The 17,309-nt window shown below is 68.4% G+C and carries 22 protein-coding genes and 1 riboswitch; of the genes, 11 read left to right on the top strand and 11 right to left on the bottom strand.

All coding sequences use genetic code 11. From position 1 onward, the window contains the following. Nucleotides 1-43 precede the first annotated feature (43 nt). Nucleotides 44-2,680 (bottom strand): ABC transporter permease, encoded by a 2,637-nt coding sequence (locus tag KF709_04985; protein ID MBX3173742.1) that lies wholly within the window; start codon nt 2,678-2,680, stop codon nt 44-46. A gap of 2 nt (nt 2,681-2,682) precedes the next feature. Continuing rightward, nucleotides 2,683-3,018 (bottom strand): PadR family transcriptional regulator, encoded by a 336-nt coding sequence (locus KF709_04990; GenBank protein ID MBX3173743.1) that lies wholly within the window; start codon nt 3,016-3,018, stop codon nt 2,683-2,685. 181 nt (nt 3,019-3,199) lie between these two features. Between KF709_04990 and KF709_04995 the strand changes: the two genes are divergently transcribed. The 5 genes from KF709_04995 (at nt 3,200) to KF709_05015 (ending at nt 6,932) form a co-directional block, all read left to right on the top strand. Beyond that, nucleotides 3,200-3,874 carry a hypothetical protein gene (locus tag KF709_04995; protein MBX3173744.1) on the top strand — a complete coding sequence of 225 codons (675 nt, stop codon included), beginning with the start codon at nt 3,200-3,202 and terminating at the stop codon, nt 3,872-3,874. 53 nt (nt 3,875-3,927) lie between these two features. Next, nucleotides 3,928-4,359: an RNA polymerase sigma factor gene (locus tag KF709_05000; GenBank protein MBX3173745.1), complete on the top strand. Its 432-nt coding sequence runs from the start codon at nt 3,928-3,930 to the stop codon at nt 4,357-4,359. Between the two features lie 222 nt (nt 4,360-4,581). Next, nucleotides 4,582-4,887, top strand: coding sequence for a hypothetical protein (locus tag KF709_05005; protein ID MBX3173746.1), 306 nt, complete (start codon nt 4,582-4,584; stop codon nt 4,885-4,887). A gap of 96 nt (nt 4,888-4,983) precedes the next feature. Continuing rightward, nucleotides 4,984-6,045, top strand: coding sequence for a DNA topoisomerase IB (locus KF709_05010; protein MBX3173747.1), 1,062 nt, complete (start codon nt 4,984-4,986; stop codon nt 6,043-6,045). Further along, nucleotides 6,042-6,932, top strand: a complete 891-nt coding sequence (locus tag KF709_05015; GenBank protein MBX3173748.1) for a DJ-1/PfpI family protein — start codon at nt 6,042-6,044, stop codon at nt 6,930-6,932. Before KF709_05010 ends, KF709_05015 begins: the two co-directional genes overlap by 4 nt. Here the strand turns inward: KF709_05015 and KF709_05020 are convergent. Genes KF709_05020 through KF709_05030 form a run of 3 tightly spaced genes read right to left on the bottom strand, consistent with a single transcriptional unit; the run spans nt 6,847 to nt 10,066 of the window. Then, nucleotides 6,847-8,058, bottom strand: a complete 1,212-nt coding sequence (locus KF709_05020; GenBank protein ID MBX3173749.1) for an aminotransferase class I/II-fold pyridoxal phosphate-dependent enzyme — start codon at nt 8,056-8,058, stop codon at nt 6,847-6,849. The two genes, KF709_05015 and KF709_05020, sit on opposite strands and share 86 nt — an antisense overlap. After that, nucleotides 8,058-9,029: a homoserine dehydrogenase gene (locus KF709_05025; GenBank protein MBX3173750.1), complete on the bottom strand. Its 972-nt coding sequence runs from the start codon at nt 9,027-9,029 to the stop codon at nt 8,058-8,060. Before KF709_05025 ends, KF709_05020 begins: the two co-directional genes overlap by 1 nt. Next, nucleotides 9,026-10,066, bottom strand: coding sequence for an alpha/beta fold hydrolase (locus KF709_05030; GenBank protein ID MBX3173751.1), 1,041 nt, complete (start codon nt 10,064-10,066; stop codon nt 9,026-9,028). Before KF709_05030 ends, KF709_05025 begins: the two co-directional genes overlap by 4 nt. A 110-nt stretch (nt 10,067-10,176) precedes the next feature. Further along, nucleotides 10,177-10,250, bottom strand: a riboswitch (SAM riboswitch). Between the two features lie 85 nt (nt 10,251-10,335). On the opposite strand from KF709_05030, the gene KF709_05035 reads away from it, so the two are divergent. The 3 genes from KF709_05035 (at nt 10,336) to KF709_05045 (ending at nt 12,127) form a co-directional block, all read left to right on the top strand. After that, entirely contained in the window at nt 10,336-10,893 is a 558-nt protein-coding gene (locus KF709_05035; protein MBX3173752.1) for a dihydrofolate reductase family protein, read from the top strand. 75 nt (nt 10,894-10,968) lie between these two features. Next, entirely contained in the window at nt 10,969-11,169 is a 201-nt protein-coding gene (locus KF709_05040) for a hypothetical protein (protein ID MBX3173753.1), read from the top strand. 289 nt (nt 11,170-11,458) lie between these two features. Continuing rightward, nucleotides 11,459-12,127, top strand: a complete 669-nt coding sequence (locus KF709_05045; GenBank protein MBX3173754.1) for a DUF1080 domain-containing protein — start codon at nt 11,459-11,461, stop codon at nt 12,125-12,127. A gap of 28 nt (nt 12,128-12,155) precedes the next feature. Here KF709_05045 and KF709_05050 read toward each other — a convergent pair whose 3' ends face one another. Continuing rightward, entirely contained in the window at nt 12,156-12,392 is a 237-nt protein-coding gene (locus KF709_05050) for a hypothetical protein (GenBank protein ID MBX3173755.1), read from the bottom strand. Between the two features lie 5 nt (nt 12,393-12,397). Further along, entirely contained in the window at nt 12,398-12,691 is a 294-nt protein-coding gene (locus KF709_05055; GenBank protein MBX3173756.1) for a 4a-hydroxytetrahydrobiopterin dehydratase, read from the bottom strand. A gap of 104 nt (nt 12,692-12,795) precedes the next feature. Between KF709_05055 and KF709_05060 the strand changes: the two genes are divergently transcribed. Together KF709_05060 and KF709_05065 are read left to right on the top strand one after the other, a co-directional pair. Then, the gene (locus KF709_05060; protein MBX3173757.1) at nt 12,796-13,236 is read left to right on the top strand and encodes a hypothetical protein; all 441 of its coding nucleotides are present in this window, start codon (nt 12,796-12,798) and stop codon (nt 13,234-13,236) included. Between the two features lies 1 nt (nt 13,237). After that, the gene (locus KF709_05065; protein ID MBX3173758.1) at nt 13,238-13,870 is read left to right on the top strand and encodes a hypothetical protein; all 633 of its coding nucleotides are present in this window, start codon (nt 13,238-13,240) and stop codon (nt 13,868-13,870) included. Nucleotides 13,871-13,937: 67 nt separating this feature from the next. On the opposite strand, the gene KF709_05070 is transcribed toward KF709_05065, so the two are convergent. Further along, nucleotides 13,938-14,333 (bottom strand): hypothetical protein, encoded by a 396-nt coding sequence (locus KF709_05070; protein ID MBX3173759.1) that lies wholly within the window; start codon nt 14,331-14,333, stop codon nt 13,938-13,940. 22 nt (nt 14,334-14,355) lie between these two features. Continuing rightward, nucleotides 14,356-14,565: a hypothetical protein gene (locus KF709_05075; GenBank protein MBX3173760.1), complete on the bottom strand. Its 210-nt coding sequence runs from the start codon at nt 14,563-14,565 to the stop codon at nt 14,356-14,358. A 163-nt stretch (nt 14,566-14,728) separates the two neighbouring features. On the opposite strand from KF709_05075, the gene KF709_05080 reads away from it, so the two are divergent. Then, entirely contained in the window at nt 14,729-15,241 is a 513-nt protein-coding gene (locus tag KF709_05080) for a Rieske (2Fe-2S) protein (GenBank protein MBX3173761.1), read from the top strand. Here KF709_05080 and KF709_05085 read toward each other — a convergent pair. Both KF709_05085 and rocF read right to left on the bottom strand, forming a co-directional pair. After that, nucleotides 15,238-16,338 carry a hypothetical protein gene (locus KF709_05085; protein MBX3173762.1) on the bottom strand — a complete coding sequence of 367 codons (1,101 nt, stop codon included), beginning with the start codon at nt 16,336-16,338 and terminating at the stop codon, nt 15,238-15,240. The genes KF709_05080 and KF709_05085 overlap by 4 nt on opposite strands. Nucleotides 16,339-16,343: 5 nt before the next feature. Next, nucleotides 16,344-17,255 (bottom strand): arginase, encoded by a 912-nt coding sequence (gene rocF, locus KF709_05090; protein MBX3173763.1) that lies wholly within the window; start codon nt 17,253-17,255, stop codon nt 16,344-16,346. Between the last annotated feature and the right edge of the window lie 54 nt (nt 17,256-17,309).

Raw genomic sequence — 17,309 nt, forward strand, 5'->3', positions numbered from 1 at the left:
CACACATATCGAGCGGGCTGCGTGAGACTGGCGGCCGGTGTGGTCACTCCCGCAACGCCACCGCCGGATCGATGCGAGCGGCCCGCCAAGCCGGTAGCGCACTGGCAATCGTCGCCACGAGGGCAACCAGCAGAACTGCGCTCCCATACGTGATCACATCCAGGTGCGAGACGCCATACAGCATCGCGCGCAGTAGCCGCGTCCCAAAGACAGCAGCTGCAATGCCCACGGCCAGCCCGATCCCCGTCACGCGCGCGCCGAACCTGAGCACTAACGCCACAAGCTGCGCCGACGTCGCGCCGACAGCAGCGCGCAGGCCGAGCTCGCGCGTCCGCTCGGAGACCAGCCCGGCCATCATTCCATAGATGCCGGCCATCGTGAGTGCCAAGGCGGACGCCGCGAAGAGTTCGAACAGGACCAGGATGAACCGCCGCTCGGCAGCCGTGTCCGCGACCAGCGAAGCCATCGTCGCAACGCGGACCACCGGCTGGTCGCGGTCCACGGACCACACCGCATCGCGCACCTGCGGCGCCAAGGCATCGGGCGACGCATTGCCCCGCACGACGAGCGACATCACGTACTGGTCGAAGCGCCACTGCGACGGTGTCGTGTACACGGCGTCCGGTACTTCACCGGCGAGCGACAGTTGCTTCACGTCGCCCACCACGCCGACCACCGTGTACGGTTCCCCGTCCGCCGGTCCGACCCAGAGTCGCTGGCCGATGGGATCGCGGTCGCGGAAGTAGCGGCGCGCAAAGGACTCGTTGACCACGACGGAGCGCGCGGCGTCCTCGCGGTCCACCTCGGAGAGCGTGCGGCCGGCGCGCAGCGGAATGCGCATCAGCTCCAGATAGCCCGCGCTCACCGCATAACGGAAGATTTCGCGGTCATCCGTCAGTGCGACTTCCGGTGGCGACTCCAGCGTGACGCCGTAGGCGTCGTTGTCGCCGCTCATCGGGAGTTGGCTGGTCACGGCCACTTCCGCGACGCCGGGCAGGCGTCGCACGGTCTCGCGCACCTCGTCATAGTACCGGCCCACCGACCCGCGTTCCGCGTACCGCCGCGGCGATGCCTGCAGTTGCATCGTCACGACGCCCTCGGCGTCAAAGCCGGGCGCGACGGCGAGCAGACGCTGCATCGAGCGCAGCAACAGCCCGCTGCCCGCGAGAAGCACCAGCGCCAAGGACACCTGCGCCGCGACCAGCCCGCCCCGCAGCCCGCGCCGTTTGCCGCCGGTCACGCGGGCAGCACCGAGGTCGAGCTTATGATTGTCGGTGCCCGAAGCCTGCAGCGCAGGAAGCATTCCAACAGCAATGCTTGCAAGCGTCGTCAGCACGAGTGCGAAGACAAGGACGGGCCGATCCACCGCGATGGCCTGCACTCGGGTGAGGCCGGCTGGGCTTGCCGCAACGATGCCCCCAACAACGACACTGGCGAGTGCGATGCCGAGCAGGCCGCCAACGGTCGAGAGCAGCAGGCTCTCCGTCAGCACCTGGCGGATGAGACGCGGGCGGGAGGCACCTAGCGCCGCGCGCAGCGCGAACTCCTCGCGCCGGCGCGATCCGCGCGCCAGAAGCAGGTTTGTCACGTTCACGCAGGCGAGCAGCAAGACGACGCCGACAGCTGCGAGGACAGCCCAGAGCGCCGGTCGCACATCGCGCGTGAGGTCTTCCTGCAACGATGGGGTGACGATGCGCAGCTGCTCGCCGTAGGTCGGCGGCTGCAGCTCCTGGACTACGCGTGCGCCGAGTGCATTGAGTTCGGACTCGGCCACCGCCGGATCTCCACCGGCGCGCAGTCGCGCAATCGTGCCGAGGTGGTGACCCCACGCACGTCCTTCCGTTCGGTCATATCGCAGTGCGGCCCACAATTCGGCGCTCGGCGCCACGACGTTCTCGAAACCGGCCGGCATCACGCCCACGATCGTGACGTCCTCGTCGTTGAGGCGCAGGCTGCGTCCGATGATCGCCGTGTCAGCGGCGAAGCGTCGCTGCCAGAGTGCGTGGCTGATGATGACGACCGGCGCGCTCGCTGGCCGGTCATCGTCAACGTGCAGGTCTCGGCCGCGCACCGGGGCGACGCCGAGCGTGCGGAAGTACGCGGCGCTGACGCGTTGGCCGCTCAGGCGCTCAGGGCGTGCGTCACCCGTGAGCGTCGGGAGCCAGGGCGCGTAGACGGCCATCTGCTCGAAGGAGCGCGCGCGATCTGCGAGCGCTGCGTACATCCCGAAGGTCCCGGGAATACGGTCGCCATCGGCGGAGCGCTCGACGACGGCGCGCACCCGCGCCGCGTCCGGGTATGGCAGTGAGTCGAACAGAACCGGCCGCACTGCGCTGACGATGGCGGTGGTGGCGCCGATCCCAATCGCGATGGTGCACACTGCCACGATGCTGAACACGCGGTCTGACCGCAGCCCACGCCAGGCGTAGCGCAGGTCCTCGAGGAACGACGCGACCGGACGCTCCCAGCCATAGCTGCGCGCCGTCTCGCGGGCCTGCGTCTCGCCGCCGAGCTCGAGCTGTGCGTAGCGCTGGGCTTCCGCCGCGGACATGCCCTGCGCGAGGCCTTCGTCCACCAAGGCCTCGCGGAACTGGGCGACCTCATCCGCGGTGTCGCGATCGCGCGGCGCGCGGTCCCAGAGGTCCGCGATGCCACGCCACAGATGCCGGAGCAGCGACACGCTCAGCCCTCGGCGCCCAGCAGGCGCGCGACGGCGGCGGCACGCAACTGCCAGCCCTCGGTCTCGACCTTGAGCTTCTGGCGTCCCTTCCGCGTGAGGGAGTAGTACTTGGCCCGCCGCGAGTTCTCGGTGATGCGCCATTCGGAGTCGATGGCCCCATCACGCTCAAGCCGTTGCAGCGCCGTCAGCAGCGAGCCGGGATTGACCTTGAAGACGTTCTTCGAGACCTGCTCGATACGGCGCGCGATCCCGAAACCGTGCAGCGGCTGCAGGGCGAGCGTCCTGAGAATGATGACGTCGAGCGTGCCTTGGATGACGTCGGTGCCCTGCTCTGCCACGCGGCCTCGAGGTATAGGTGCACGCGCAAGCTGGCCTCCTTACTCTTGATTGTCAAGATGTGGCTGTCAGGAGGAGAGCGCGCTGCTGCAGCGACAGGGCGGAGGAAGGGAACTTGTTGGGTTCCATGCAACCTTTTGGTCGTCGAGCCGCACTCACTGCGAACCCAACCAGGAGCGCGCGGTGGCGTGGCACCAGTACGCGGCGGCTGTACTCACAATCGGTCTCGCTGCGTCGCCCGCCGTGGCGCAGGAGGTCAGCGGCCCGCCGGGTCCGCGGCTGCTGATGGAGCGCGCGGAGGAGATTGCGCTCGCCCGCAGCGCGGCCCCCGCCAGCGTCAGCGGCGACGCCCGCGTGTGGTTCTTCCAGAACGGGCGCTACGTCATCGCGGACTCAGGTTCGGTGGATGTCGAGTGCTACGTGAGCCGCAGTTGGCCGCTGTCCCTAGAGCCGCATTGCTTCGACGCCGAGGGTGCGCGGACCATCATGCGGATGGCGATGCGTGGCGTGGAACTGGCCCACGCAGGGATCGCCAACGAGGAGGCAGCCAGGCGGCTCGCCATCGCGCTCGCCGATGGTGAGTTTCAATTGCCCATCCGACCCGCGATGAGCTGGATGATGTCAGCCAAGCAAGACCTCTACAGCGACCAAGGCCAGCGCGCAGGCGCCTGGCAGCCACACATCATGATCTACATTCCGTTCCTTACGGCCGAGATGGCGGGCACCGGGAGCAATCGCGATCCCTACTCGGGACTGGTGGTCGACCCGGGGAAGCCGATGGCGAACCTGATGGTTGTCGTGCCACGCTCCGTCCAGCCGGTCGCAGCCCAGCCGCCAGGCGGGGAGAGACGCTACTGAGACCGCTCGACGAACGCGCCTTCTCGGCGCTCTACGACCAGTACACGCCGGCGATGTACGCGCTGGCCCTGCGCAGCGTCGGCGGCGACGTCGGCGCGGCCGAAGAGGTCGTGCAGGAGGCGTGGGTGCGAGCGGTAGAGCGCTGGGACGACTTCCGTGGGGAGTCCGCACGCAAGACCTGGCTCTGCGGGTTCGTTGTCCGCGTGGGATGGGAACGCGTGCGCGTGGAAGCCGCTCCGCTCTCCGATGCCGAGCTCGAAACGACCGGCGCACCTGATGCCCGACTGACCGGCGTGTTTGATCGACTGGATCTCGAGCGCGCCATCCACGCGCTCCCCGCTGGCTTCCGCCAAGTCCTCGTGCTGCACGACATCGAAGGCTACGCCCACGACGAGATCGCTGCGTTGCTCGGCATCGTGCCCGGTACGTCCAAGAGCCAACTCGCCCGCGCGCGCCGCGCCCTGCGCGCGGCGCTTCAACCTTGAGGTCTTATGTCTACTGAAGATCCCTTCGCTGAACTCCCGCGCGAGGTCGAGCCACCGGCGGCGCTGAAGCAGCGTACCGTGCGCGCGCTGCGTGGCCGGGGCCTACTGCGGCCACGAACTGGCATTTCACACTTGGGCCGCGTTGCCGCCGCCGTGCTGCTACTTGCGGTCGGTGCGTATGCCGGCCGAGTCACGCATCCATCACCCTCGTCTGGAGCCTCCGTGCCCGACACCCGCGATCAGTTTGCGTTGCTCCTGTACGAGCCGGCCAGCTTCGACACCACGCTTGGACACGAGCGACTCGCCGTCGAGTACCGCGCCTGGGCGGGCTCGCTGGGCGCTGACTTTGTGGGAGGCGAGGCGCTGGGGGATGCCCGCGTCCTTGGCGGCGACGCACCGACCGCCGAGCCGACGGGATTCTTTATGGTGCGCGCGAGTTCCTACGACGAGGCAGTCGCACTCGCCCGAGATTGCCCGCACCTCAAGTACGGTGGCGTGGTCAGCGTGCGGACGGTTCCAGCGACCTAGCCTGGGCTGCCGTCAGCCGACGACGCACGCCTCTGGCGCCGGCGCGACCCCTCTCCGCAACTGGCGCAGCAACGGCCCGCGTCCCAGAATGGACGCGTGCCGACCGACCCCCACGACGAACACATCGCCGCGGCGAAGTCCGCCGGGCTGCGCTACGTGACGGACGCGCAGCCCGGCATCACGCGTAAGCGTGCCGGGAGCGGCTGGACGTTCGTATCGCCGAAGGGGAAGCGCGTCACGGACGCCACGGAGCGGCAACGCCTACTCTCGCTCGCCATTCCACCGGCGTGGACAGATGTGTGGATTTGCGCGGATCCTCGCGGACACCTGCAGGTCACGGCGCGCGACGTGAAGGGGCGCAAGCAGTATCGATACCATCCCAAATTCCGCGCGGAGCGCGATGAGTCGAAGTTTGATCGGATGCTGGCCTTCAGTGCCGGCCTGCCACGCCTGCGCGAGCGCATCGAGCGCGACCTCGCCCTGCCGGGCCTCCCGCGCCGCAAGCTTCTGGCCACGATGGTCCGGCTGCTCGACAAGACGCTGATCCGCATCGGCAACGAGGAGTATCTGAAGGCCAACAAGTCGGTGGGCCTGACCACCATGCGTCGGCGGCACGTCGCCGTGGATGGCCACACGCTCACCTTCTCCTTTCGAGGCAAGAGTGGCGTGCAACACGAGATCGCCGTCACGGACCGGCGACTGGCTCGCATCGTCAAGCAGTTGCAGGAGCTGCCCGGACAGGAGTTGTTCCACTACGTCAACGACGACGGCGAGCGCGTGAGCGTCGACTCGGGCGACGTCAACGAGTACTTGCAGGAGCTTTGCGAGGAGGACGTGACGGCCAAGGACTTCCGCACCTGGAGCGGCACCATGCTTGCGGCCCGTGCATTGCGTGACGCCGGACAGGCGGCGACGGAGACCGAGGCGCGGCGCAACGTGAACGCGGCGTTGGACTCGGTGGCCAAGCGCCTGGGCAACACCCGCGCGGTGGCGCGCAAGTACTACGTGCACCCTGCGGTGATCGCGGCATATCATCGCGGAGTCGCGGCGCCGGAACCAAGGCGCGCCAAGCGTGGCGCACGACCATCGGCCGCGCTTCGGCGCGACGAGGTCCTGGTGTTGCAGTTTCTTCACGACCAGCTGGAGGCACATACGTGAGCCTGCGCACAAGATTACTTGGACTGAGTGCGATTGCCTTGATGATCGCCTGCGGCGACGTCGGCGACCCGCCACCGTTGCCACCGACGCCGCGCGTCCTGATGCTTGTCGCAAACGACGGGTTCTTCTTCCAGGAGTACTACGACCCGCGTGCGGCGCTCGAAGCGGCAGGCGTACTGATTGACGTCGCTTCCGTAGCTGGCGGAACGGCCGTGCCGCACGCCGGCAGCTACGATGGTCGGTTCACCGGGCTCGCTCCCGCCGCGGTGAACCTGATGGGAACGCTGCCGCTGGCCAGCATCGACGTGGCCGACTACGACGCGCTGGTCATTGTCGGGGGATGGGGTGCCTCGCGCTACTACTATGCCTACCCTGGCACCTTCGTCGACGCGGCGTGGCAGCGGTCGGATCCCGCGGCGAATGCCGTGAACGCCGTGATTGTCGAGTTTGTGGCGGCTGGAAAGCGCATCCTGGCCGTCTGCAACGGCGTGAACGTGCTGGCCTGGGCGCGCATCCCGGGTGTCGCGGGCGCCGAGAGTCCGCTCGCCGGCCGCAACGCCCGCGCGCCCTGGGGTAGCGCGCCGGCGCAGTCTGACTACCTCGGCTCGAGCTACGGCGAGAGCTGGACGCTCGACCAGGCCTGCCCGTGGGACCCGGTGGCGGGTTCGTCGTGCTTCCGGATGGGACGCTTCGCGACCGACAACGGTGCCATCATTCCGAGTGTGTACGAGTCGGTTCCCGACGCCGCCGATCCCACGGACCTCGCGCGGCGCGACGCAATCGCCGAGGACGGCATCTACATCACGGTGCAGGACAACTTTGCGGCGCGGACGGGCGGGCAGCGACTGGCGTTGCGGCTTTCGACAGCGCTTGTGCGAGATCGTTGAACACGTCGTCCGGGTGCTCCAGCCCGACTGACACTCTCAGCAGGCCCGGCGAGATCCCCACGGCCTGACGCTCATCCTCGCTGAGCTTGGAGTGCGTGGTCGACGCCGGATGCGTGACGATCGTGCGGGTGTCGCCGAGGTTCGGTGAGTGTGAGCAGAGCCGCAGCGCGTCGATGACGCGGCGCGCCGTTTCGTAGTCCGCGACCGTCAGCGTAAGCACACCCCCGCCCCAGCGCATCTGCTGGCGCGCCAGCGCATGCTGTGGATGCGACGGCAGGTATGGGTATCGCAGCTGCTGGACGGATGGATGTCGCGCGAGTCGCTCCGCCAGTTGGAGCGCGTTCGCGCTGTGCCGCTCCATTCTGAGCGAGAGTGTCTCGAGGCTCTTGCTCAACACCCAAGCATTGAACGGGGAAAGCGCGGGCCCTGCGTGGCGCGCGAGGTAGCGAATCGAGCCGATCAGGTCACGCCGTCCGATGACTGCCCCGCCCAGCGCACGCCCCTGGCCATCGATGAACTTCGTCGCGGAGTGCACGACCAGCGACGCGCCGAACTCCAGTGGGCGCTGGATCACCGGCGTCGAAAAGCAGTTGTCCACCGCGAGCGGGATCCCGCGCTGCTGCGCCAACGCGCCGAGTGCCGCGAGATCCACGAGGTCGAGGCCGGGGTTCGATGGCGTCTCGACAAACAACAGTTTCGTCGCTGGCGTGATGGCAGCTTCCCAGCCACCGAGATCGTCGCCGTCGACGTACGTGTGGGTAATGCCCCAGCGCGGAAACACGCGCGTCAGCAGTTGGTGCGTCGACCCGAAGAGCGCGCGGCCGGCCACGATGTGATCGCCGGCCGACGCAAGCGCCGCGATCGTCGTGAACACCGCCGCCATTCCCGACGCAGTGGCAATTCCATCGTCCGCGCCCTCGAGCAGGCAGAGCTTGCGCACGAACTCGTCCGTGTTGGGATTCGAGTAGCGCGAATACACCGGCCCCTCGATCTCCTCGGCGAACAGCGCGCGTGCCTGCTCGGCGTCATCAAAGACGAAGCTGGAGGTGAGGAACAGCGGCACCGCGTGCTCGCGGGCGGGGCTGGTCGGATGCTGCGTGCGGATGGCGAGTGTTTCGGGATGCATCAGTTGGTCTCCTCGTGGCGCAGCAGGTCGGCCAGCAGCGCCGACGCCGTGGCGCTGCCACCCGCGCCGCGCCCAGCGATCGTGAGGGTGCCCGCGCTTTCGCTCTCGAGCTGGATCAGGTTGTGCTCATCGCGCGCTTGGGCGAAGGGATGGCCGGCCGGCACGATGCGGGGTGCCACGGACGCATAGACGCCCTCGCCGACGAGGGTTGCCGTGGCGACCAGGCGCAGGGCCCGCCCGCGTTTCGCCGCACGCACGGCGTCCGCCGCAAGCGCCTCGCAAATGCCGCTCGTGCGTACCAACAGCGTTGCGGGATCCACCCCAAATCCGAGCCACGCCAGCACGGCGATCTTGTCCGCGGCGTCCGCGCCCGCGAGGTCGCGCGAGGGATCGGCCTCGGCGAAGCCCGCGCGCTGCGCCGCGGCCACCGCGTCCGCGAACCGAAGGCCCCGCTCCACGCGCGAGAGGATGAAGTTCGTCGTGCCATTGAGCACACCGCGAATGCGCTGCAGGCCGTGGCCGCCGAGCGACTCGCGCAGCAGGCGGACGATCGGCACGCCGCCGCCGACGGCTGCCTCGAAGTCCAGCGAGGCACCCTCGTCGCGGTGCGCGCGCGCCAAGGCAGCGAGTGCGGGCCCGTCGATGCGCAGCAGCGCCTTGTTCGCCGTGACCAACCGCCGACCGCGCGCCAGCGTTGTACGGGCGATGCCTGCGGCCTCCACTGTGCCGCCGATCGCCTCCACCACCACGTCGCTCGGCGTGGACAGGAACTCGCCGACATCGTCGGTGAGGAGCGAACGGCAGACGGAGCCGGAGCGCGGGCGCTGGATGTCGCGCACCAGCACACGTCGCAGGGTGTACCGGACGCCTATACGGCGGGCGATTGCCGGCCCGTGCCGATCGAGCAGATCGACCAGCGCGCCGCCGACCGTGCCGAGTCCGGCAAGCGTGAGGTTCACGGTCGTCGTCACGCGACCTCCTGCGCACGGCTCGCTGGACTCTGCGGCGTCGACGCAAGCACCTCGGCGAGCACGGCACTGACCTGCTCGTGCTCGAGCAGGAACGCGTCGTGCCCGTGCGGCGATTGCAGTTCGCGGTACTCGCCGCCGGCGGCATCCACCCAACTGCGTACGTCTTCCGGCGCGCAGAAGATGTCGCCCGGGATCCCGATGCCGGTGAATCGCGTGCCACTCGCGCGGAGGCGTTCGCCGATGCCGACTCTCCCGTGGGCGAGGTCGTGCGAGTCCATCACCTCCAACAGGGCACGATAGGTGACGGCCGGCAGCCGCGCGCTGAGCCGCTGGCCGTGGGTGGCCAGCCAGTCCTGCACGGCGTACGCCGCCGTGTCGCCGGAGCGGCGCGCGAATCGCGCGTCGAGGCCGCGCGAGGTGCGGTACGTCAGCATCGCAATCTCACGGGCGAGTGCGAGCCCGTGCTCGCCACCGAGATCGAGCGCGCGTCGCTGTACGTGCGACCAGCCGATGGCGCCGGCTCCGAGCGTCGCGGGCGCGGCAAAGACGGCGGCTTGCTCGACCAGCCCGGGGAAGCTCGCGGCCAGTTCAAGCGCGACCATCCCGCCCAGCGAGCCACCAGTGACGAGTGCCAGGCGTTGCACGTTGAGTTGGTCGAGCAGGATTCGAAGCGCGCGCGCCTGGTCGCGCACGGTCAGCGCGGGGAACAGCTCGCAGCCCGGCACGTGCGGCCCACTGCTGCCGTAGCAGGAGCCGAGCAGATTCGGAGAGACCACGGCCCAACGCGTCGTGTCGATGGCGCGGCCCGGGCCGATCTGTTCGCGCCACCAGTCGCCCGCGGCATCGGCGGATCCGGTGAGTGCGTGCAGCACCAACACGACGTTATCGCGCGTCCTTGACGGTTCCCCGTCCACGTGGAATGCTAGGCGCGCGTGGCGCAGGACCCCGCCGCGGTCGAGCGGTAGCAGCGGGATCGGCGCGTGGTACCGCGGGCGCGTGGGATCCGCAGGGCTGGGCGCGAGGAAGTCGGTTGGCACTGTGCGTTCTCCGGCAAGCAGGTAACCGCGGGGAACGCAAAGGCCCTCTCGATCGAGAGGGCCGCTGAAGGCCGATGGCGACCGGCCGGAGACAAGAACGCCCACGGGGTCGCCGCGGGCACATCGCGTTTTAGCACATTCTTTAGCGTGGCGGCAATCGCGGCAAATGACCACGGGCTTCAACTGTGAGGCGGAGGATAGTGGGGTGTCAAGGTGGCGTCAAGACGTTCCGCTTTCTCGGTTCGGACCTTTCACCTGGACTGCTAGCCGTGGCTGACCATCGCCCCCTTCGATATTCCATCAACGTCACGCTCGACGGCTGTTGCGATCACCGCGCCGTCATCCCGACCGAGGACACGCATCGCCATGCCCTTGAGGGCATCGCGCGGGCCGACGCCCTTCTGCTCGGCCGCGTCACCTACCAGATGATGGAATCCGCGTGGCGGCTCTCGACCCGCACGGTGGAAATGCCAGCGTGGACCGACCCGTTTGCGCACACGATCGACGCCGCACGAAAGTACGTCGTGTCAAACAGTCTTTCGTGGGTCGACTGGAACGCGGAGCTCATCCGCGGCGACCTTGCGGACGCAGTGCGGAAGCTCAAGCAGCAGCCGGGCAAGGGCCTCGCCACGGGCGGCGTGACGTTGCCGATGGCACTCGCCGAACTCGACCTGATCGACGAGTACGAGTTCGTGGTGCACCCACGGATCGCGGGGGACGGGCCGAGCCTGTTTGCGGGCCTTTCCAAGAGTGTCGACCTCTCGCTGGTGGACCGCGTGGAGCTCGGGTCGGGTGCGGTTGTGCTCAGGTACGAGCCGCGGCGCTGACACTCCCCGAACCGGGCCACCGTAGGGATTCCGGCCGTCGCACCCCGCCGGGCCACTCCTTCCCTGGAGCCTCAAGTGCTGTCTCTCTTTCTCCGCCTCTTTGCCCTACGGCCGCTGCTCTCGCTGGCCATCTTCGGCTTCCCGATCCTGCTGCTCGTGGCGGTCGGCCTCATCACGATCTTCGCGCTCAAGGCGATGGTGTTCATCGTGCTGCCGCTGATTGCCATCGTGTGGTTGTACCGTCGGCTCAGCAGCGATGGAACCTCCGGCGCGTAGGATCCCGGACCGAGGGCGCTGGGCCACCTGCGGCCGCGGTTGACTGCGGCCCAACAATCGTACGGTTCGGCTGCGAAGCGGGCTAGCGGCGGCGCTGCGAGGGGTGGAGGCGCACGCGCCGCGCCCGCGCGTTCTGCTTGCGCGACGAAGTGCCGGCGGGTCGATTTCCTGTGGTGCTACGACCTCCTTCGAAATCCCCATCACGATGCCATTCTCGCTCTGCCGAGCCGCCGGGCTGCTCGCCTGCCTGTCCGTCAGCGCCGCCGCGCAAACGTGGGACGTGCACTCGATGTCTCGCCCCAAGCCGCCCGTCGTCTCGCCCGCGGCGGCCGATGCCAGCGCCGCGCCGCCGGCCGACGCGATCGTGCTCTTTGATGGCCGTGACCTGAGTCGCTGGCGCAGCGCAGGTGGCTCGCCCGCCAAGTGGCGCATCGTCGACGGGGCGCTGGAGGTCGTGCGCGGCACGGGCAGCATCGCGACGGCCGATGGTTTCGGCGACATCCAGCTGCATGTCGAGTGGCGCGCCGTGGCCCCGCCGCGCGGTGAGGGCCAGAACCGCAGCAACAGCGGGGTGTTCCTGATGGGGCGCTACGAGGTTCAGGTGCTCGACTCGTACCGCAGCGAGACCTATGCCGACGGTCAGGCGGCTGCGCTCTACGGCCAGCATCCGCCGCTGGTCAACGCCAGCCGGCCGCCCGGCGAATGGCAGAGCTACGACATCGTCTTTCGCCGTCCGCGCTTCGCGGCCGATGGCAGCGTCATCGAACCCGCGCGAATCACGATGTTCCACAACGGAGTGTTGGTGCACGACGGCGTGGCGTTCCAGGGTGCGACGGCGCACATGCGCGCCGCCAGCTACGCAGCGCACGAGGACCGACTACCACTCGCGCTGCAGGATCACGGCGACCCCGTGCAGTTCCGGAACATCTGGCTGCGGGACCTCGAGCGCCGAGACTGATCCGGCGCGATTCGATCTGGGGACGCGTTTAGGGCGCGTTCGCGATGGAGTCGAGTCGACGCTGCCGCGCCGCTGCGGAGTCGGCGGCCGACAACGCGTTCTGCACGCCGCGCGAACCGGGGAGCCCGGAGGCGCCGATGGTGCTGTCCACGGCGCGTTGCTGCTCCGGTGTGCGTGGCGTTGAAGCCGCCGGCTTGCTGTCGCCGCAGGCGGACAGCGACGTCGCGAAGACTGTGGCAAGCAGCGCGAGGGAAACTCGAGTCATGGCCACTACCCCTCCACCGCGCCATCCACCAGCGCGGCCAGCTCAAAGTCCAAGGTGGTCAGTCCACCCTGGTCGTGCGTAGACAAGGATACAATCACGCGATTGTAACGCAGGTCGAGATCGGGATGGTGTTCCCGCGCCTCAGCGGGTGCGACCAGACGCTGCACGAAGGCCACCGCGTCAGGGAATCCCCCAAACGTAAACGTGCGCGTAATGGCGTCGCCGGCCCGGCTCCAGCCGGGCAGCGTCGCGAGGCGTGCGGCAATCTCTGATTCCGAGAGGCGGGAAGGGCGGGCCATCGCAGTCTCCGGCAGGGTGATGACCCAAGCTGCGCCAAGCCTCACTTACGTTCAAGCGCTGGCGACGTCAAACTTGTGGTGAGCCCTCACCTCCCGGAGGACCCGTGACCTCATCCGATTCCCTGCTGCTGCTGCGCCGCGGCCTGCTCGCGCTCCTGGCCTTCGGCTGCGTCGGCCTGATCGGGGAACTCGTGGTGCTGGAGCATTACGAAGAGACGTACCAAGTCGTGCCGCTGGCCCTGCTCTCGCTGACGCTGCTCGTCATCGGCTGGCAGTGGACCGCAGGCTCGAAGGCCAGCCTGCGCGCGTTGCAGGTGCTGATGCTGCTGCTGATTGTCGCCGGCGTCGCGGGTGCGGCGCTGCATCTGGGCGGGAACTATGAGGCCGAGCGCGAGTTCGAACCGGATCTCGTCGGGCTGCCCTTCTGGATGGAAGTCATCCGTGGCGCCGCCCCCGCCCTCGCGCCCGGAACATTGATCCAGTTCGGATTGCTGGGCCTGCTCTATGCGTATCGTCATCCACTTCTCAACAAGTCGGAGTCCTGAAATGTCTGCCCGCTCGTTGTTCCTTGGTCTCGCCCTGATCGCCGCGTCCGCTCTCGTCGCCAACGCACAGGTCGGAAAATCCCTCGGCGTGCTGGAGGCCAACACGGCCGCCGAGGCCGAGATTGCCGCGCTGCCACATATGAACGCCGAGCGTGCCAAGGCGCTCGTGGCCGCGCGCCCGTTCCTCTCGATGACGGCCTTCGACGCCTTCCTCGCGCCGACACTGGCCGCCGACCAGCGCAAGGAGCTCTACGTCAAGCTGTTCGTGCACATCAACCTCAACGCGGCCACCCGCGAGGAGATCCTGATGGTGCCGGGCATTGGCCCGCGGATGCTGCGCGAATTCCTGGAGTACCGGCCGTACCGCGGACTCGGTCAGTTCCGGAAGGAGATGCTCAAGTATGTGGGCGAGGACGAGGTCGCGCGGATGGAGCAATACGTGTTCGTGCCGATGGACCTCAATACCGCCAGCGATGACGACCTGCGCACCATTCCGGGCTTCGGCCCGCGGATGCTGCGTGAGTTCCGGGAGTACCGTCCGTACCGGAGCATCGGGCAGTTCCGCCAGGAGATCGGCAAGTACGTGAACGCCCAGGAAGTCGCGCGGCTCGAACGTTACATCGAGATTCGCTGAGCCCTGGGAATGCGACGGGGGCGGGCGCCGGTTCCGGCGCCCGCCCCCGTTTGCGTCTCGCTCGCGGCTATCCAGCCGCGCAGAGGTGTTCCATGGCGACGTGCGCGAAGGTGCTCGTCAGCGCTGGGCCGAAGCCCGGCTTGGCCGGCCGACTCTGGCGGTAGATCGTGCCCCGCCGCTCGTCGTGCCAGATGATGCTCTCCTTCACCGCCACCTTCTTGGCGGCACAGTCGAACATCGCCACCGCACGCGAGCCGGTGATCGGCCCCTGTGGCGTATCCACTGGCTCGGCGTAGACCACGCGCACCGTGGCGGTGATGATGCCCGCGGCGTCCTTCGAGATGCTGGCGGGATCGACATAGACGGCGTTGCCGGTCGATGTCTTGCCAATTTCCCGCCAGCCCGGCGCCTGGGCCGCGGCCGACGACGCAGCAAGTCCGACGGCGATCAGTGCGAGCAGCACGCGCAAGACGCAGTCCCTCCGTTCAGTTCAAGGCCACGAGGCGCACGACGCGCGCCCCACAAGTCCCGCACTTGCCGATCAAGGCCAGCTCCTTGTCGCGCAACTCGGCTTCGGTCAGGTCGAAGTGCCGCGTGGCCAGGCAGCGCGTGCAGAACCCGCTGTCGAGCAGCTTCGTCTTCGTGGCCTCCGGGACCTTGTCCCAGATGGCCTGCGCCTCTGGAGTGAACGCCACGAGCGGCTCCGTGCAGGGGTGTCGGGTGACGCTCCCCAACGATGCCGCCGCGTGCATCCGACCGCTACCCCTCGCCCTTACGTGCGGGGCCCTGAACGTCCGGCGGGGTATGGACGTTAGTCTGGAACCTGCCCCCGCGGCCCAATTCCAACCGGAGCCCCCTGTGCACGACCCCTGCGATCTGTCCACCACCGATTGCCACGACGAACCTACCGGCGGCCGCCGCGCCTTCCTGCGCGAGAGTCTGATGGCCGTGGCCGCGCTGGCCGCCGTTGGCGTTGGTGCCGATCGGCTCGAGGCGATGCAGCGCGTCTTCCTGACGGGCGAGCGCGTCGGCGATGAACTGCGCTTTCCGATGCCGACCGCCGACGGCGCCACGATCGATACGGCCAACCGCGTCGTGATTGCCCGCTATCAGGGCAGCGTGTACGCCTTCGACATCGAGTGCCCCCACCGCGGCACGGACATCGAATGGCAGGGTGAGAACGGCCGATTCTTCTGCCCCAAGCACAAGAGCACCTTCCAGCCGGAAGGCACGCTGATCGGCGGCAAGGCGGAGCGTGGCTTGGACCGCCACCCAGTTCGCCGTGATGGCGACCACATCGTCGTGGACACCTCGGTGACGATCCGCAGCACCGACCCCGAGGCCTGGGGATCGGCGAAGCTCGCGGCCTAGGCCTCCGCCTCCAGCACTTCCCGCTCCACCGCCGCGCGCAGGATGCTCATGAAGTCCTGCGCGTTGGTGACGACACCGACCGCCTGATGCGTGCCGCGGTCCTTGAGTTTGCTGACGAGGAACTCGCTGGCATCCACGCAAATGGTGGGCAACTCGACCAAGCCCCGTTCCGCATCCTCGTAGTACGCGGGTAGCATGTTGCCCACCGCGATCGAGTGCAGCGCGGTGGCAATCATCACCGCCATCGTCGCCTTCACGGCGTGTGCACGCATCGCTTCCTGTGCGGCCACCGCGTCGGTGAACACGTCGGGCAGCGGCCCGTCATCGCGGATGGAGCCACCCAGCACAAAGGGCACGCCCTCCACCACGCAGGCGTGCATGATGCCGCCCGTGATCACGCCCTGCTTCACCGCGTCGGCGATGCTGCCGGCCCGACGCACGGCATTGATGGCCCGCATATGTGCCGCGTGGCCGCCTTCGGTCGGCTCGCCATCGCTGCTCATCCCCAACGTCGTCCCCACGATTGCGGCCTCGATGTCGTGCACCGCGACGGCATTGCCCGCCAGCAGCGCCTGCACGAAGCCGTTGCGAATGAACCAGACGAGGTTGTCGCGCGCCCGCGAGTGCACCAGCGCCGGCCCGGTTACCCACAACACGTGCCCACCGCGTCGCTTCTCGGCCACCAACATCCGGGCGATCATGCCGTAGTCGATTGGCTTCTCACGCGAGACCTGGCTCGACATAAAGTGGAAGTCGCCGTCGACGTCGCGATCGCTCACAAAGCCGCGTGCGTGCACCAGCACACCCTCGCTGCCGTCCTCGGCGAGGCCAACGACGACCTCGTCCCCCGCGCGTACGCGGCGGCCCTCGCGCACCCACCAGGTTCCATCCTTGCCGCGCAGCAGCACGCCGTCCATCCGCGGCTCCCTGGGCAGCGTCCACTTGCCGTCCGCAGCCTTCACGTACGTTGGAAGGTTCGTCGTCGCGAAGAAGCCGTCGGGCAGCACGCCGTCGCGCTCGCAGGCCACCGTGCGCGCCGCAGGCGCACCGCGCAGTGCGGCCGTCTCAAAGTCGGGTGCTACGTAGCGGATGGTCATGGAAATCAGAGGATGCGCTTGCCCAGCGCGCTGAGGATCAGTTCGCAAGCGGTCTCAGCGGTGCGATTGCGTTCGTCGAGCACCGGGTTCACCTCGACGAGGTCCAGCCCCACGAGCTTCCCCGTGTCCGCCAGCACTTCCATCGCAAGGTGCGCCTCGCGGTAGGTCATCCCACCCGGCACGGCGGTGCCGACGCCCGGCGCTTCCTCGGGGTCGATGACGTCCATGTCGAACGAGACCCAGATGCCCGCCGTCTCGGCCGTGATGCGTGCGATCGCCTCTTCCATGACGGTGCGCAGTCCACGTTCGTCGAGCGCGCGCATGGTGTAGGCCGAGAGCTTCCACTTCTTGATGTGGTTGCGTTCGGCGGTGTCGAGGTCACGTAGCCCGACCAGCGCCACATCCTGGGCCTGCAGCGCCGGCGGCGTGCCGGTGATCTCGACCATCGCCTTGTCGCCGTAGCCGAGCAGGGCGGCCAGCGGCATGCCGTGCACGTTGCCGGAGCGCGAGGTGCCCGGCGTGTTCAGGTCGCCGTGCGCGTCGATCCAGATGGCACCGAGCCGTTCACCGCGGCCGCGCAGATGCGCGGCGGCACCGGCGATGCTGCCTGCCGAGAGCGAATGGTCGCCACCGAGCACGACCGGAATGCGCCCATCGGCCAACGCCTGCCGCGTGCGCGCGGCCACGTCGGCGCAGACGTCCGTGATGGAACCGAGGTATCGGGCGCCACGCTGCGCACCGCGTGCGGCGTCCTCGCGGAATGGCACGAGCACGTTGCCCGCGTCGTCCACGTCGTGGCCGAGCTTGGCCAGACGTTCACGCAGGTCGGTATAGCGGACGGCGCGCGGACCCATGTCCACGCCGCGGCGGCTCGCGCCGAGGTCCATTGGAACGCCGATGATTCGAATGTTTGCCATGGATGGAGCTTCGCTGGCGGAATGGCTGACCGGAAGGGCGGCGCATGCCTATGC

This window comes from Gemmatimonadaceae bacterium (assembly GCA_019637445.1).
In the GTDB taxonomy this organism is placed as follows: domain Bacteria; phylum Gemmatimonadota; class Gemmatimonadetes; order Gemmatimonadales; family Gemmatimonadaceae; genus Pseudogemmatithrix.